This window comes from Mycobacterium sp. 155, assembly GCF_000373905.1.
Taxonomy (GTDB): domain Bacteria; phylum Actinomycetota; class Actinomycetes; order Mycobacteriales; family Mycobacteriaceae; genus Mycobacterium.
This window is the reverse complement of sequence record NZ_KB892705.1, coordinates 2311805-2327649: the sequence shown is the minus strand read 5'-3', so window position 1 is coordinate 2327649 and position 15845 is coordinate 2311805. Positions and strand designations below refer to the sequence as shown.

The 15845-nt window shown below is 65.0% G+C and carries 13 protein-coding genes; 4 read left to right on the top strand and 9 right to left on the bottom strand.

What is annotated here, in order from left to right; all coding sequences use genetic code 11:
• The first annotated feature begins 35 nt into the window (after positions 1–35).
• Positions 36–1748 carry a GAF domain-containing protein gene (locus B133_RS0111095; RefSeq protein ID WP_018601080.1) on the top strand — a complete coding sequence of 571 codons (1713 nt, stop codon included), beginning with the start codon at positions 36–38 and terminating at the stop codon, positions 1746–1748.
• 11 nt (positions 1749–1759) lie between these two features.
• Here the strand turns inward: B133_RS0111095 and B133_RS0111090 are convergent, their stop codons facing one another.
• Positions 1760–2056, bottom strand: a complete 297-nt coding sequence (locus B133_RS0111090; protein ID WP_018601079.1) for a hypothetical protein — start codon at positions 2054–2056, stop codon at positions 1760–1762.
• A gap of 247 nt (positions 2057–2303) precedes the next feature.
• Between B133_RS0111090 and B133_RS0111085 the strand changes: the two genes are divergently transcribed.
• Positions 2304–3575, top strand: a complete 1272-nt coding sequence (locus tag B133_RS0111085; protein ID WP_026256267.1) for a wax ester/triacylglycerol synthase domain-containing protein — start codon at positions 2304–2306, stop codon at positions 3573–3575.
• Positions 3576–3658: 83 nt separating this feature from the next.
• The gene (locus tag B133_RS0111080) at positions 3659–4369 is read left to right on the top strand and encodes a hypothetical protein (protein ID WP_232423283.1); all 711 of its coding nucleotides are present in this window, start codon (positions 3659–3661) and stop codon (positions 4367–4369) included.
• Here B133_RS0111080 and B133_RS0111075 read toward each other — a convergent pair.
• Genes B133_RS0111075 through B133_RS0111055 form a run of 5 tightly spaced genes read right to left on the bottom strand, consistent with a single transcriptional unit; the run spans position 4350 to position 8788 of the window.
• A complete protein-coding gene (locus tag B133_RS0111075) occupies positions 4350–4811 on the bottom strand; it encodes a hydrogenase maturation protease (RefSeq protein ID WP_018601076.1) in 462 nt (153 codons plus the stop codon). The genes B133_RS0111080 and B133_RS0111075 overlap by 20 nt on opposite strands.
• Positions 4808–6100: a Ni/Fe hydrogenase subunit alpha gene (locus B133_RS0111070; protein WP_018601075.1), complete on the bottom strand. Its 1293-nt coding sequence runs from the start codon at positions 6098–6100 to the stop codon at positions 4808–4810. Before B133_RS0111070 ends, B133_RS0111075 begins: the two co-directional genes overlap by 4 nt.
• Positions 6097–6855: an oxidoreductase gene (locus tag B133_RS0111065; RefSeq protein ID WP_018601074.1), complete on the bottom strand. Its 759-nt coding sequence runs from the start codon at positions 6853–6855 to the stop codon at positions 6097–6099. The genes B133_RS0111070 and B133_RS0111065 overlap by 4 nt, the downstream gene beginning before the upstream one ends.
• Positions 6856–7695: an FAD/NAD(P)-binding protein gene (locus tag B133_RS0111060; RefSeq protein WP_369751446.1), complete on the bottom strand. Its 840-nt coding sequence runs from the start codon at positions 7693–7695 to the stop codon at positions 6856–6858.
• Entirely contained in the window at positions 7688–8788 is a 1101-nt protein-coding gene (locus tag B133_RS0111055) for a 4Fe-4S dicluster domain-containing protein (RefSeq protein WP_018601072.1), read from the bottom strand. Before B133_RS0111055 ends, B133_RS0111060 begins: the two co-directional genes overlap by 8 nt.
• On the opposite strand from B133_RS0111055, the gene mgtA reads away from it, so the two are divergent.
• Positions 8787–11561, top strand: coding sequence for a magnesium-translocating P-type ATPase (gene mgtA / locus B133_RS0111050; protein ID WP_018601071.1), 2775 nt, complete (start codon positions 8787–8789; stop codon positions 11559–11561). The two genes, B133_RS0111055 and mgtA, sit on opposite strands and share 2 nt — an antisense overlap.
• Before the next feature lie 55 nt (positions 11562–11616).
• On the opposite strand, the gene B133_RS23665 is transcribed toward mgtA, so the two are convergent.
• Genes B133_RS23665 through B133_RS0111035 form a run of 3 tightly spaced genes read right to left on the bottom strand, consistent with a single transcriptional unit; the run spans position 11617 to position 15624 of the window.
• Positions 11617–11754 carry a CstA-like transporter-associated (seleno)protein gene (locus tag B133_RS23665; RefSeq protein WP_018601070.1) on the bottom strand — a complete coding sequence of 46 codons (138 nt, stop codon included), beginning with the start codon at positions 11752–11754 and terminating at the stop codon, positions 11617–11619.
• Positions 11754–14054, bottom strand: coding sequence for a carbon starvation CstA family protein (locus B133_RS0111040; RefSeq protein ID WP_018601069.1), 2301 nt, complete (start codon positions 14052–14054; stop codon positions 11754–11756). Before B133_RS0111040 ends, B133_RS23665 begins: the two co-directional genes overlap by 1 nt.
• 46 nt (positions 14055–14100) lie before the next feature.
• Positions 14101–15624, bottom strand: coding sequence for an ATP-dependent DNA ligase (locus tag B133_RS0111035; RefSeq protein WP_018601068.1), 1524 nt, complete (start codon positions 15622–15624; stop codon positions 14101–14103).
• Positions 15625–15845: the final 221 nt, after the last annotated feature.

Sequence of the window (15845 nt, the reverse complement as noted above, 5' to 3'; positions counted from 1 at the left end):
TCGCGTTCGCGGTTGTTGAGTGGGATCATCGTGTCGTGGCCGGAGGGACGGGCGCTGACGGCACCGTGCATCCGCTCAGGGCGACGTTGTCGCAGCTGCGGTTGCGCGAGTTACTCGTGGAAGTTCAGGACCGCGTCGAACAGATTGTCGAGGGCCGTGACCGCCTCGACGGATTGCTCGATGCCATGCTGGTGGTCACGTCCGGGCTGGAACTCGACGCCACCCTGAGGACCATCGTGCACACCGCGATCGAGTTGGTCGATGCCCGCTACGGTGCGCTAGGCGTGCGTGGCCATGATCACGAGCTGGTCGAATTCATCTACGAGGGCATCGACGAGGCGACGCGGGAGCGTATCGGGAACCTGCCCGACGGACGTGGCGTTCTGGGGGTGCTCATCGACGAACCCAAACCGATCCGGCTGGACAACATTTCGGATCATGCTGCGTCTGTGGGGTTTCCGCCGAACCACCCGCCGATGCGGACCTTCCTGGGCGTGCCGATCCGCATCCGAGACGAGGTGTTCGGCAACCTCTATTTGACCGAAAAGGCCGGTGGACAACCGTTCAGTGAGGATGACGAGGTTCTCGTGCAAGCCTTGGCCGCTGCGGCGGGCATCGCCATCGACAATGCGCGCCTCTATGAGAAGTCGAAGGCCCGACAGTCCTGGATCGAGGCGACTCGCGACATCGGGACCGAGTTGTTGTCCGGTACTGATCCTGCGACGGTCTTCCGGCTCGTTGCCGACGAATCCCGGAATCTGAGTGGTGCGGAATCGACATTGGTCGCTGTTCCGGATGACCCCGATGCGCCGCCGGAAGACACCGATGAGCTGATCGTGGTAGCCACCGCGGGCGCGGGTCCCGGCACGGCGGCAACGGTCATCCCGGTAGCCGAAACGGTCATCGGTCAGGCATTCGTCCAGCGGCAAGCCGGACGCTTCGACGGCATTCACATCTTGCCGGAAGCTGACGAAGCAACCGGCCCGGCGCTCGTGCTGCCCCTGCGCGCGACCGATACCGTTGCCGGAGTTCTGGTGGCGTTGCGTCCAGCGGGGGCAGAGCCGTTCAGCGAAGAGCAATTGGACATGCTGGGCGCGTTTGCCGACCAGGCCGCGCTCGCGTGGCAGCTGGCGACGACACAGCGGCAAATGCGTGAACTCGACGTGTTGACCGACCGTGACCGGATCGCGCGCGATCTGCATGATCACGTGATTCAGCGCTTGTTCGCGGTCGGCATGGCGCTACAGGGCACGATCCCGCGCGCCCGTGCCCCCGAGGTGCGACAGCGACTCACCGAGTGCGTCGATGACCTCCAAGAGGTGGTCCAGGAGATCCGCACCGCGATCTTCGACCTGCACAGCGCTGAGTCGGGGATCACCCGGATGCGGCAGCGGCTCGACGAAGCCATCGGACAGTTCGCCGGTTCCGGGGTCCGAACCACGGTGCAGTACTCCGGTCCGCTGTCCGTTGTCGATACTTCCTTGGCAGATCATGCCGAAGCTGTTGTCCGAGAGGCGGTGAGCAATGCGGTCCGGCACGCACACGCCACCACTCTGTCGGTCAATGTCGCGGTCGCCGACGAACTGACGATCGAAGTGATCGACAACGGCTGCGGAATCGGTGACGAGATCACCGGCAGCGGGTTGATCAACCTGCGTCGCCGTGCCGAGGAGTCCGGCGGTTCGTTCACCGTTGAAGCAATGGCCGGCCGCGGCACCAAGCTGAGATGGTCGGCACCATTGCCGTGACCGGACGACGGTCACGATCGTTGTTTCGGCAATCCCAACTGATTCGGCAGTCCCAGCTGACCGGTACGCCGTGCACGACCCAGGTTCGCCATCACTCGCTCGGTCAACCGGTCATAGGCGGAGCCGTCATTGATGATGTCTTGCAGACCGTGATGATGGAGGTATGCATCGATGCGCCGGTCGATCGGCCAGCTGGCGTACATCCGCTGGGTGAATTCAGATCGCAGGAAACCCCACGCGACAGCTTCGATCTGCGGTCTAGTCAGCCCTGCGCATTCGGCTGTGGTGATCGCCGTCACCGTTACCATCCCCTTTCCGGGTATACATACACCTCCCATCATTTCCGCACAGTGGGCATATCGCTAGGGACGAAGGTCCCCATGACAGCATCCGGTGGTACCGAAGTCCCGCGATGTCGTCGGAGTGGCTTAAGTCCTCTGCTCTGTGTCCGGACGACCCTGTCGCGCGCCGCAGCGTGTGACGAACATCTAAGAATGTCCAACGACGCTCGAGAAAGCCGTGCTGAACAGCCGGTCACCGGGCCTGAGCGCTGACATGGACGGCTACCTGAGCGGTACCGACGCGTTCATGTGGTCACTCGGGGCTGACCCGGTGTTGCGATCGACAATCGTCACCCTCATCCTGTTCGACCGGCCCCCCGACTGGAAATTGGTTGTCGATCGTTTCGATCGGATCAGCCACGCGGTGCCGCGCTTCCGGCAGAGAGTTGTCCGGGCGGCGCCGCTGTGGCCGCCCCGCTGGGAGGCGGACCCTGACTTCGATCTCGGATTTCATCTGCACCGCCTGACCGAACCCGAATTCCGGGAATCGGACCTCCTGGAACTTGCCGGGACCGCAGTCATGGCCGGCTATGACCGAAACCGACCGCTTTGGGAAGCGACACTTGTCGACGGATTGGCCGACGGGAGTGCAGCGCTGCTGTGCAAGTTCGATCATTCGCTCACCGACGGTGTCGGTGCAGTACACATCGCGGAGGTTCTCTACGACGACGTGCTGGGGCCAAGTAAAGATGTCGTCGTGCCGTCGCGTTCATTCGGCTCGGTTTCCCATGCCGTAACGACATTGCGGCACCCGGTCACGGCCGCCCTGGCAGTAGCACCGACGGCGCTGTCGATCTATCGAGCCGCACGTCCGATCGCGGGGCCTCGATCACCTATTATGCGGAGCCGCACGCCAACTCGGCATCTCGACGTTCTCGAGGTGAGTCGTCCCGCTCTGCAGCTTGCCGGTCATGTCGCGGGAGGCTCCCTGAACGACGCTTTCGTGGCGGCTGTCGCCGGCGGCCTCCGTCGCTATCACGAACACCATGACGTTTCGGTCGAGGAACTGGTGATGTCGATGCCGATCAGCATCCGCAGCCAAAAGGATGCCGCCGGTGGTAACCGGGCAACCCTCGTGCGCCTGCCTGTGCCCGTTGGGGTTACGGACCCGACACGCAGAATCCGCGAACTACACGAACGGACCAGCAAGGCAAGGGGAGAGAAGTCCGTTGCCTACACCCAGCTCATCGCCGCCTCTCTGAATGCCATGCCGCGCAGTTACATCGGTTCTCAACTCCGTCGCATCGACTTTGTCGCCAGCGACGTTCCGGGGTTCCCGATGCCACTGCAGCTCGGTGGCGCACCGGTACGGATGCAGTATGCGTTCTCACCGACCATGGGCGCGAGTGTGAACGTCACCTTGTTCACCTACGTCGACACGTGCGCCATCGGCATCAACATCGACACCGGCGCGATTCCGGACCCTGATGTGCTGCACGATTGCCTCGTCGCGGGCTTCGACGAGACGATCGCGGTCGCGGCGTGATCGCCGAGCGTGGGCCGCAGCGCGCGATACCGGGGGACCTTCGGCCCTTCTCCCATGCGTGTCGGTTCTCTTACCGTCGGGTCATGGGAAAGCAACGTCCTTGCCTCGCAGGCTTGATGGCGGCGACCGGCGTGATTGCGATGTACCGCGGTAGATTCCGCCCGTGGATGTACACCTGGGGCGCAGGTGCAGACGAAGCGGCTGCCGTGCTCCCCGGAGACGATCTGGTGACGGCGGGCGTGCCTCGGACGACGCGGGCGGTGACGGTCGATGCCCCGCGGCGGGCGGTATGGCCGTGGCTGGCGCAGATCGGCGAAGGCCGAGCCGGTTTCTACAGCTATGCATTGCTGGAGCGGGCCTTGGGGGCACGCATTCACAACGCGAACAGGATTCATCCGGAGTGGCAGGATCTCCAGGTCGGTGACACCGTCTGGCTGGCTCGGCGCTACGGCGCCCACGCTCGTCAGGTGGTGGCGCTCGTCGAGCCGAAGGCTCACTTGGTGCTGATGTCGCCGGGCGATTTCGAGCGCGTGCAACGCGGCGAGAAGGCTTCGTGGGCATGGGGTTTCCATCTGAAACCCAGCAATGGCCGGACCCGGATGATTGCGCGTACGGCCGGCGCCCCGGTTGGATATGCCTTGTTCGACATCGCACATTTCATCATGGAGTACGGAATGATGTGCGGTATCCGCGAGCGTGCACAGCGAACCGCTCGTGCGGAGTACGAGCAATACCGGGTGTTCAGTGCGCCAGCGCCGCAGAATTTGGCCAGCGTCACGACGATTTCCCTGTAAGGAGTTCGGCGCGTACGGCATCGACCACACGCGGTACAGCCGCGGCGACGGCGGGCGTCAAGGTGTCACCGTGGCTGACGTTTGCGATGTCGACGGTGAAGACCACCAATCGCCGCGGTAGCCGCCCGAGCGCTTCGCCCAGCGAATACGCCTGTGCCAGACCGAGCATGTGCGAGCTCACTACCGGCGGCTCTCGGTCTTCGCCCGGTGTCCAGCGTCGAACCCGGCCGGTTGTCCCGGCAGAGCTGATCACCGCGTCGACCACGATTGCCAGATCGGCGCCCACCCATGCGTCGAGCATCGATCCCGGGTCGCCTATGTCGGTCATGACGTGTACGCCCGGCATGCGGTGTCGAGCGATTTCCGCGGCCACCGCGAGACCGATCCCGTCGTCGGACCGGAAAGCATTCCCGATACCTATGACGAGGACCGGACCAGTCATCTGCGGTCCACAGTCAGCGTCAGAAAATGCGCCGAACACGAGATGCACGGATCGTGGTTGCGGATCGACCTCTCGCACAACGCGGTCAAGGAGGCATCGTCGAGGATGAGATTCGCCGCGACGAGTTCTGCCATCTCGTGTTCGATAGCCGCCTGGTTCTGGGCGGTGGGCGGCACGATCGTCGCAGCTCGGACCAGTCCATCGGCTCCGATTGCATAACGGTGATAGAGCAGCCCGCGCGGCGCCTCGCTCACCCCGTGTCCAATCCCGGCCCGTGGTGCGACCTCGACGAAGGGACGCGGAGGCCGGGTGTACTCGGCGATGATGCGCAATGCCTCGTCTATGGCATACACGACCTCGACCGTGCGAACTCCGATACTGCGGAAAGGGTTTCGACACTGTTGACCCAATCCTGCGGCGGCCGCCGCGTCTTGAGCCACACGTGACAGCGCGGCATGGTGCAGCGAGTAGCGCGCCAGCGGACCGGTCAGGTAACGGGCGCCGTCGAGGGTCGCATGGAGCGCTGTGGAACGTCGCACCTGAGTTTCGATCACATGATCGGTGAAGGCGGAGACCGGGAAGGCGGCGCCTGCACTGCGTGCGATCGTGCCGTTCTCGATCGGATAGCGACCGGAATCGGTCAGCGCCAGGAACTCGTGGTCGAATTCGAGGTCCGGGTAATCGAATTGAGCGATGTCATGCACGGTCGACAGGGCGTCGTCGAGGGCGCGGCGCAGTTGTTCGGCCACGGGCTTGAGATCGTCGCGCTCGGGCACCGAATAGAACCCGCCCAACCGGACGTTGATCGGATGGATGGCACGCCCGCCGATCTGCTCCATCAACCGATTGCCGGCCTTCTTCAGGGCCAGGCCGCGTTCGATCAGGTCCGGTCGATCCTTGGCCAGGCTGATGCCGTCCGGATAGCCGAGGAAATCCGGCATGTGCAACAGGAAGATGTGCAGGGCGTGGCTGTGGATCCATTCTCCGCAGTAGAGCAGACGGCGTAGCTGTACCAGCTCGGGGTCGACCGTCACCCCGCAGGCGTCTTCGACGGCGTTGCATGCGCTCACCTGGTAGGCGACCGGGCAGATGCCGCACACGCGTGCGGTGAGGTCAGGTGGTTCGGTGTAGGCGCGGCCTCGCAGGAACGCCTCGAAGAACCGCGGCGGCTCATAGATGTTGAGTTCGACACTCTCGACGGCACCGTCGCTGAGCGTGACATGCAGGGCACCTTCGCCCTCGACCCGGGTCAGCGCACCCACCGACAGCGTGCGCACCTCGGGCTTCATCGATCGTTCCGCTCAGCCGAGAAACGGGTGACGTTGAATGTCGAAAACACCCTGCCGACATCGTCATTCGACAGCCCGTCGCGGCGCAACAGCGGAACCAGCGCCGCGGAATTGGGTGCGGCGGCTGGCCCGAAACAGCCATAGCAGCCACGATGGTACGTCGGGCACAATGCCCCACACCCGGCGTGGGTGACCGGCCCGAGGCACGGGATGCCGTCGGCTACCACCACGCACGTCACCCCACGCAGCTTGCATTCTGTGCACACCGTCTTTGCGGGCAACCGCGGCTCGCGCCCGATCAGCAGCGCGGCAAGTGTGTCGAGTAACTGGCCTCGGTCGATCGGGCAGCCTTGCAGTTGGTAGTCGACCTTGACGTGGTCGGCCGCGGCGGTCGACGTGGCCAGGGTGTCGATGTAGTCGGGATGGGCGTACACGATCGACGCAAACTCGGCCACATCGGCGAAATTACGCAGCGCCTGTATGCCACCGGCCGTCGCGCAGGCTCCGATGGTCACCAAGATCTCCGACTGCTCACGGATTTCCCTGATCCGGCGCTCGTCGGCCGGGGTGGTGATCGACCCCTCGACCAACGACACGTCATAAGGACCACCCATCACCGCGCTGGAGGCCTCCAGGAAGGTGGCGATCTGCACCTGCCCTGCGAGAGTGAGCAATTCGTCTTCACAGTCGAGCAGGGTGAGCTGGCAACCGTCGCAGGAGGCGAACTTCCACACGGCCAACGATGGTGTGGTCATCTATAGCTCCTTCACCAAGAGCAGGGGCTGCGCGACGTCGTAGCCGACGACCGGGCCGTCGCGGCACAGCAGCAGGGGTCCCAACTGACAGTGCCCGCACCAGCCGATGCCGCACTGCATATTGCGTTCCAGCGATACCCGGATATCACTGGCCGCCATGCCCTTTCGCATGAGCGCGTCGGCGGCGGCGTGCATCATCGACTCGGGTCCGCACAGGAATGCAGTGGTGTCCTCGGGCCGCAGCGGCAGTCGCTGCAGCGGTTCGGTGACCAAGCCGACCTCACCCGGCCATCCCTGCACCGGAACGTCGACGGTCAGGTGCACGTCGATGGTTCCAGCGTGCATCCACTCCCGCAGTTCCGCGCCGAAGAGGAAGTCGTCGCGGGAGCGAGCACCGGCGATCACGGTCACCCGCCCATACCCAGCGCGATCGGCGAGCGCCCCGAGGACAACCGGACGAAGCGGTGCGAGGCCCACGCCGCCGGCGACGATCACCAGGTCACGGCTGGCGGCATCGGTCAGACCCCAGTTGGTGCCGAATGGGCCGCGCATGCCGATCACCGTGCCCGGTGGTGAGTCGCGCAATGCTCGGCTCACCGCGCCGACCGAACGGACGGTGTGGGCGATGGTGTGGTCGGACTCGGTGGGGATGCCGCTGACCGAGATGGCGATCTCACCGATCCCGAACGCGTACATCATCATGAATTCACCCGGCTGCGGGGCATTCAGCGCGGTGCGCACGGGCTCAAGGCGCAACGTCGAGGAGTCGCGGTTCTCCCTGACGCTGCCATGCACCCGGTATGGCACCGGTGCCATCGCCGACAGTGCGGTATCAGTCATCGCGTTGCTCATCGAGATCCGCGAGCGTGGTCATCTCCTCGGTGATGTCAATTCCGGTGGGGCACCAGGCGATACACCGGCCGCAACCCACGCACCCGCTGCTACCGAACTGGTCGTGCCACGTGCCGAGCTTGTGGGTGAGCCAGTGCCGGTACCGCGACGGTCCGGACTGCCGGACGCTGCCCCCGTGCACGAATGTGAAGTCGGGCTCGAAGCACGATGACCAGTGCATCCACCGCTCGGTGTGCCCGCCGGTGAGGTCGGTGACGTCCTCGACGCTGGTGCAGAAGCATGTGGGGCAGACCATTGTGCAGTTACCGCAGGTCAGACACCGACTGGCGACATCGTCCCAGTGCGGGGACTCGCGAGATCGGATCAGCAGTTCCCGCAGATCGCCTTGGGGCATCTGACGTCCCATGTGTTGCGCCGCCTCGTCGACCTGGGCTCCGGCCGATTCGATCTCCTGCCGATCGGCCTCGCGGTGAGGCACGGCCGCGAGCACGTCGGCGCCGTCGTCGCTGCCGACGTCAACGACGTAGTAGGGCCGACCGCCAGGGCCGGTCAGTTCGGTGAGCGCCAGATCGTAGCCTGGCCCGACGTGCGGACCCGTCCCCATCGATGCGCAGAAACACAGGCCGCCGGGTTCAGTGCAGTTGACCGCGACCACGAAGCTGCGACGCCGTCGCCCGACGAAACCGCGGTCGGGATGTTGGCGCTCACCGAGAACGTCGTTGAGCCGCGCGATCGCAGCCAGATCACATCCCCGTACCCCGAGGAAGGCATATCTGGCGGGTTCCTCCGGTGCCGGGTCGTCAGACGACCACAACAACTGCCGCGGCGGGTGCAAGAACTGCTTCCACGACTGCGGCCCGGCAGAGTGGCCGAACAGTGCGTCGTCGTCGCGTCGTCGTAGCCGGTAATGCCCGGGTCCCACCTCTACGCCCCAGCCCCGGGGCAGGTCGTCGGCTGAGGACAGCTCGGCGAGCACGATGGCGCTGTCCGAGCGGGTCGGGCCGATTACCCGGTATCCACGGTCGATCAGCGTGGAGACCAGTTGGTGCACTCCCGCGGTGTCGATCACCGCACCGTCCATGGACTCCAATCGTGCCCCTCGATACGTCGACATGCACGGTCCATTCGGCACTCCGGAAGGGGACAAAGGTCCTTACCGGTGTCCGGTCGGATCGCAGGACAGCCGCGGTGGGGTCTTTCTGCCCTACGTGCCTGTCAGACAAGTGGTTCAGAATGTGGCGATGGAGACGCCGAAGGTCAGCGACGGACCCCATCTGGCTGTGCTGACCGCGCGGCGGGCTGCAGCGGCTTCCGTGGATGAGGTCCTGGCGGCGTTGAACAGCACCACCGCGGGGCTGTCGAGCGCAGAGGCGACGGAGCGGCTGGCGACGTTGGGCCCCAACGCTGTGCGCACTCACCAGGTCAAAGCGCTTGCGGTACTGGGCCGTCAGTTGCGCAACGCAGTGCTGATCCTGCTGGCCGCAACCGCGATCGTGTCCTACTTCCTCGGCGACAGCATGCAGGCCATCATCATCGGGGCCATCCTGACCGTGAGCGTCGGGCTGGGGTTCTTCAACGAATATCGTGCGGAGCAGGCAGCGGCCGCACTCCACTCACGTATGCGTCACAGCGCGGTGGTACTGCGGGACGGGCAGTTCGTCTCCGTCGACGTCGCCACGCTCGTTCCCGGCGATGTCATCCGACTGACGCTGGGGGAGGCGGTGCCTGCCGATGTGCGGCTGATCGAGGTCGCCGCGCTGGAGTGCAACGAGAGCATCCTGACCGGTGAATCGATGGGATCGGAGAAATCCCCGAATCCGGTCCCTGCCGACGCCGATCTTGCCGATTGTGCGGATCTGGCGTTCATGGGCACCATCGTCAACGCCGGGGAAGGACTCGGTGTTGTCTACGCCACCGGGCGAAATGCTGAATTCGGCCGCATCGCAGCGGGTCTCGGTGAACGACAACCCGAGACCGATTTCCAGGTCGGGTTGCGCCGGTTCTCGTATCTGCTCCTGCGGGTGGCGGTCGCGCTGACCCTGCTGATCCTTGTCAGCAATCTGCTGCTGCGCAAGCCAATCATCGATTCGGTGTTGTTCTCGCTGGCGATTGCTGTCGGGATCACCCCGCAACTGCTGCCGGCCGTGGTCAGCGCCAGTCTGGCCACCGGATCGCGGCAGTTGGCCAAGGCGAAAGTGTTGGTCAAGCGCCTGGTGTGTATCGAAGATCTCGGCGACATCGACATCTTGATCACCGACAAGACGGGCACCTTGACCGAAGGGCGGATCAGCCTGGTGGACACCGTCAATGCCGCTGGTGCGCACAGTGATTCGGTACTGCGGCTCGGCCTGTTCGCTTCCGATGTCGACTTGCAGGCCGGCGGGGTCAGCGCCAACCCTCTCGACGCCGCCCTGTGCGAGGCTCCGAATGCTCTCGACGCCGTCGCAAACGTTCACCGGATTGCGCTGCTGCCCTTCGATCACCTTCGTCGTTCGTCGTCAGCCTTGGTCGACGACAACGGCAAGCGCGTTCTCGTGGTGAAAGGCGCGCCCGAACAGGTCCTGGCCCGGTGCTCGATGACCGATCCCGCCGCGCAGGAGACCCTGGCCGAATTGTTCGCCGCCGGCCGGCGCGTCGTGGCAGTGGCGGCCAGACCCGCACCGAACCTTTCGGCCATCACGCCCACTGACGAAGCCGAGTTGATGCTGGCCGGATTCTTGGTGTTCGCCGACGAGCCGAAGGCGGCGGCACGGCACTCGCTGACAGAACTGGCCGCACTGGGGATCGAACTCAAGATCGCCACGGGTGACAACGCCCAAGTGGCGGAAAAGGTTTGTGGCGACCTCGGATTGATCTCGAAAGGAACGATCACCGGTAGCGAGCTCGAGGGACTCGACGACGACGGCTTCGCCCTGGCGGCCGACAATCACACCATCTTTGCGCGCATCTCGCCCGAGCAGAAGGCGCGACTGGTCACCTCGGCTCGGCGCAAGAAACGCTCGGTCGGGTTCCTCGGTGACGGCGTCAACGACGCTCTGGCCTTGCATGCCGCCGACGTGGGCATCTCCGTCGACACCGCCACCGACGTCGCGAAGGACGCAGCCGACGTCGTGCTGCTCGAAAAGGATCTCAGTGTGCTCGCCACGGGTGTGGCAGACGGCCGCCGGATCTTCGCCAACACCATCAAATACGTCCTGATGGGAACATCGAGCAACTTCGGCAACATGTTTTCGGCGGCAGCGGCGTCGGCGTTGCTGCCGTTTCTGCCGATGCTGCCGAGCCAGATCTTGCTGAACAACCTGCTCTACGACAGCTCACAGCTGGCCATCCCGACCGATCGGGTCGACGACGAACAGTTGCACGCGCCCGCACACTGGAATGTTGCCTTCATCCGACGGTTCATGCTGATCTTCGGTCCCATCAGCTCCCTGTTCGACTTCATGACCTTCGGGCTGATGCTCGGTGTGCTGCACGCCGGAGCTGTCACGTTCCGCACGGGCTGGTTCGTGGAATCGCTTGCCACGCAAACGCTGATCATCTTCGCTATCCGTACCCGAAAGGTGCCGTTCTTCCGGAGCAGACCCGGCGGATTGCTGACGATCACGAGCCTGACCGTCGTGGTGATCGGCGTGCTGCTCACAGTGTCACCGGTATCAGCGGCGCTAGGTTTCACACCACTGCCGTGGCAGTTCTTTGCTGTGCTGGCTGCATTTGTCATCACCTACCTCGTTTTGGTCGAGTTCGCCAAGAAGATGTTCTACTCAGAACCCATGCGCCTGTTCGGCCAGCCGCACCGCACCCGCGGATACGAACACCGCGTTCACCGTCGCGCGGCCCGCTTCTCGCACGTCTGAACCGTTATTCGCCGGTTCATCATCCGCGTTGAGGGTGACCGGGCAGATTCGCGCGTCAGCAGCAGCGCGCGTTCGGGTTGATCTCGGTGTTGTGGTGCCGCATCTTCCAGTAGTCGCGTTCGGTGAGCACCGGCTCGCCGGGGTGTTGGCGGGCCTGGTGTTCGACGTAGCGTCGGTAGTGGTTGTCACCCATCAATGTGGCGATGTACCAACTGATTTGGCGTGCGGCCCGACGCGTGTTCCCGGTAAGGCGTCCCATTGTTTCTGTACCTCCTTTTCCAACCGGGTCGGGATCAGGCCCGACGGGGCGAACAGCCGCGACGGCGTGGGATCGTCGTCGGTGAGCGGGCGACCGGTGCCACGGAGCGCCCGCAGCGCCATCATGACGCCTGCAAGGAACACGATGAGCACGAGCACCGCGAATATCACCGAGAGCGTGCCCTGGATGAACGTGTTGCGGATGACGGCATCGATCTGCTCGGGGCTCTTGGCTGCACCGAATGTCGATTTCCCAGCTTCCTTGGCCGCGACATACTGCGAATGCTGCTTCCAGTAACCGACTTTGGGATCGCCGGAGAAGATCTTCTGCCACGACGCTGTCATCGTGACGATCAGATCCCACGTCAGCGGAATACCCGGAATCCAGGCCCATTTCACCAGACCACGCTTGATCACCACGACGGTGACGACGGTCAGCGCGATCGCCGCCAAAAGCTGGTTGGCGATGCCGAACAGCGGGAACAGGGTGTTGATGCCGCCCAGCGGATCGGTAACCCCCATCAGCAGGGTGGATCCCCACGCCGCCACCACCACGACGCTGCAGGCCCACGCGCCGACTCGCCAGCTCGGGTTGCGGAATTTCCTCATCGGACCGCCGAGGTTGCTCAGTCCGTCGGAGAGCATGAACCGCGCCACCCGGGTTCCCGCATCGACGGTGGTGAGGATGAACAGTGCCTCGAACATGATCGCGAAGTGGTACCAGAACGCTTTCAGGCCCTCCCCGCCGAACACCTGATGCAGTACCTGGGACATGCCGAAGGCCAGAGTCGGTGCGCCACCGGTACGCGAGACGATCGTCTCCTCGCCGACACCGGCGGCGGCCGCGGTGATTTCGTCCGGGGTGATCGGGGACCCGGACAGGCCCAGGCTGTTGACGTAGGTGGCCGCGGTCTGCGCGGTGGTGCCAGTCTGTGCGGACGGGGCGTTGATGACGAAGTACAGGTGCTGGTTGACGATTGCGGCGGTGATCAGCGCCATGATCGCGACGAACGACTCGGTCAGCATGCCGCCGTACCCGATCAGCCGCATCTGGCCTTCCTTCTCCAGCAGCTTCGGCGTGGTGCCCGACGAGATGAGGGAGTGGAATCCCGACAGCGCACCGCACGCGATGGTGATGAACAGGAATGGGAACAGCGAGCCCGCGAACACCGGACCGGTGCCGCTGGCGGCGAACTGCGAGATGGCAGGCGCCTCCATCACGGGCCGGGCGATGAGGATGCCGATCGCCAGCAGCGCGATGGTGCCGACCTTCATGAACGTGGACAGGTAGTCGCGGGGCGCCAGCAGCAGCCACACCGGAAGCACCGAGGCGGCCAGGCCGTAGACGATGATGCACCACGACAACGTCACCTTCGACAGCGTGAACCAGTCGGTACCCCAATCGGTTTCGGCGACCCAACCACCGGAGACCACCGCGAACAGCAACAGCACGACACCGATCAGAGACACTTCCGACACCCGGCCGGGCCGCAGGAACCGCAGATAGAGGCCCATGAAGATGGCGATCGGAATGGTCATCGCAATGGAAAACACGCCCCACGGGCTTTCGGCCAGGGCATTGACCACCACGAGCGCCAGCACCGCCAAGAGGATCACCATGATGACCAGCACCCCGACGATGGCCGAGACGCCGCCGACCGCGCCGAGCTCGTCGCGGGCCATCTGACCCAGCGACCGACCGCGGCGGCGTACCGAGATCGCCAGCACGAGATAGTCCTGGACGCAGCCGGCCACCACAGCACCCACGATGATCCAGATGGTGCCGGGCAAGTAGCCCATCTGCATGGCCAGCACCGGGCCGACGAGCGGGCCGGCTCCGGCGATGGCGGCGAAGTGATGCCCGAACAGCACCCGCCGATCGGTGGGCACGTAGTCGGTGGCGTTCTCGAAAAGTTCTGCCGGAGTGGCATTGTCGTCGCGCGGTCTGACGATCTTCATCTCGATCAACCGAGCATAGAAGCGGAAGCCGATGACGTAGGTGCAGATCGCGGCGATCACGAACCAGACCGCGTTGACGGTCTCGCCGCGGAAGAACGCGATCACCGCCCAGGCGATGGCGCCGACGAGCGCGATGATCGCAAAGACGATCTTGTGCCGCGTGGTGATCGGTGAGCGGTCGATGATCGCCACCGGCGGCAGATCCTTGTCGGTGCGGATGTAGGTGACGTCGCCGTCGGTCACCTCGATCCGGTCGGACGCGGTGGGTATGGACATGGGCCGATCTTTTCATCGCCGCCGCACTCGCGTGGCGGAACCCTCCTCAGCGTTCGTACAGGGCCCGTACAGTTGCCACGGTGTCGGCCTCCTCCGGCGATTTGTCGTCGCGGTAACGCAGCACGCGGGCAAACCGCAGCGCCATTCCACCGGGATACCGTGATGAGCCCTGCACGCCGTCGAACGCGATCTCGACCACCTGCTCGGGCCGCAGTTTCACCACATACCCGTCGGTCGGGCCGTCGGCGAGTTCGGTGAAGCGTTCGGTCTGCCAGGCAAGCATCTCGTCCGTCATGCCTTTAAACGTCTTGCCCAGCATCACGAAACCGCCCGTGGCCGGATCGCGCGCACCCAGATGGATGTTGGAGAGCTTGCCGGAGCGCCGGCCCGAGCCCCATTCCACGGCGAGCACCACGAGGTCGAGGGTGTGCACCGGCTTGACCTTGAGCCAGCCCGCGCCGCGACGTCCCGCCTCGTACGGTGCGTGCGGTGCTTTCGCCATTACCCCCTCATGTCCGGCGGCCAGGGTGGCGGCGAGGAAATACCGGGCCTGCGCAGGATCGGCGGTCACGATGTGGTCCACCCGCCGATCGACCGGGACGAGCGCATCGAGTGCGGCGCGGCGTTCGAGGGTAGGCAGGTCGAGCAGATCCGTGCCGTCGACATGCAGCAGATCGAAGAAGAACACCGACAGCGGCACCTCGTCGGTCGGATTCCGGCGCCCGAAGCGCGCTGCGGTCACCTGGAACCGGTGCGGCCGACCGTCGGGGTGTAGTGCGATGGCCTCTGCGTCGGCGATCAGATCCGTCACCGGAAGCGCCAGGGTGGCCGATACCACCTCCGGCAGGCGTGACGTGACGTCGTCGAGGCTGCGCGTATAGATCGACACCTCGGACCCGACGCGGTGGATCTGCACCCGCGCACCGTCCAGTTTGGTCTCCAGAACCGCTGTGCCACCGAGCCTTTCGAGGGCATCGTCGATACTGCTTGCGGTCTGCGCCAGCATCGGCCCCACCGGGCGGCCCACTTGGAGCCGGAAGGCCTGCACCGCCGCGGCACCGCCGGTGAGCGCCGCGGTCGCGACAGCAGGCAGGTCGCCGGCCAGCATGGCGGCACGCCGCACATCGGCCACCGGGATTCCCGACGAGCGCGCGATCGCGTCGGCCACCACACCGGCCAGTGCCCCCTGTCGCAACTCACCGCCCAGCAGCCGACGCAGGAAGGTCTGTTCACCGGCAGTCGCGGCGCCGAACAGCTCACTGACGAGCTGAGCCCGCCGCGCCTGCGACCCTTTGCCTGTGACGCTGCCGATTGCGGTGAGCCGGCTGTTCACGTCGGTGACGGTCAGCGTCGGGGTGGCCGCAGGCGGCGGCAGTGTGCGTAACCCCGCCCAGCCCACGCCGATCTGGCGTTGCGGTAGTTCGCCGGAGAGCCAGGCCACCACGACCGCGACTGGGTCGCCATCCTCGGCGACCGCGGTCAGCAGTGTGGCGATGCGCTCGGTCTTGGCGAGCCGCGCCGAACTCGCCGCCACGTCAGCGGATGCGGCGACGACCTCGGCGAGCAGCATGCGTTCAGCGTGCCACGAGGTAAGCCAGCGCGATCATGCGTGGGTGTGGTGAGCGTGCGCGAAATGGCGACGTTTTACGGTGTGTCGGGCAGCAGACGCGCACGTTCGCGGTGCTGACGCAACCATGATGGCCGGACGGATGGCGCAAGTCTCCCAGTAGAGTGGCCACGGCGTGACCGGTCATGCTTCGACACCGGTCATGCCGACATCGCACACCGGGA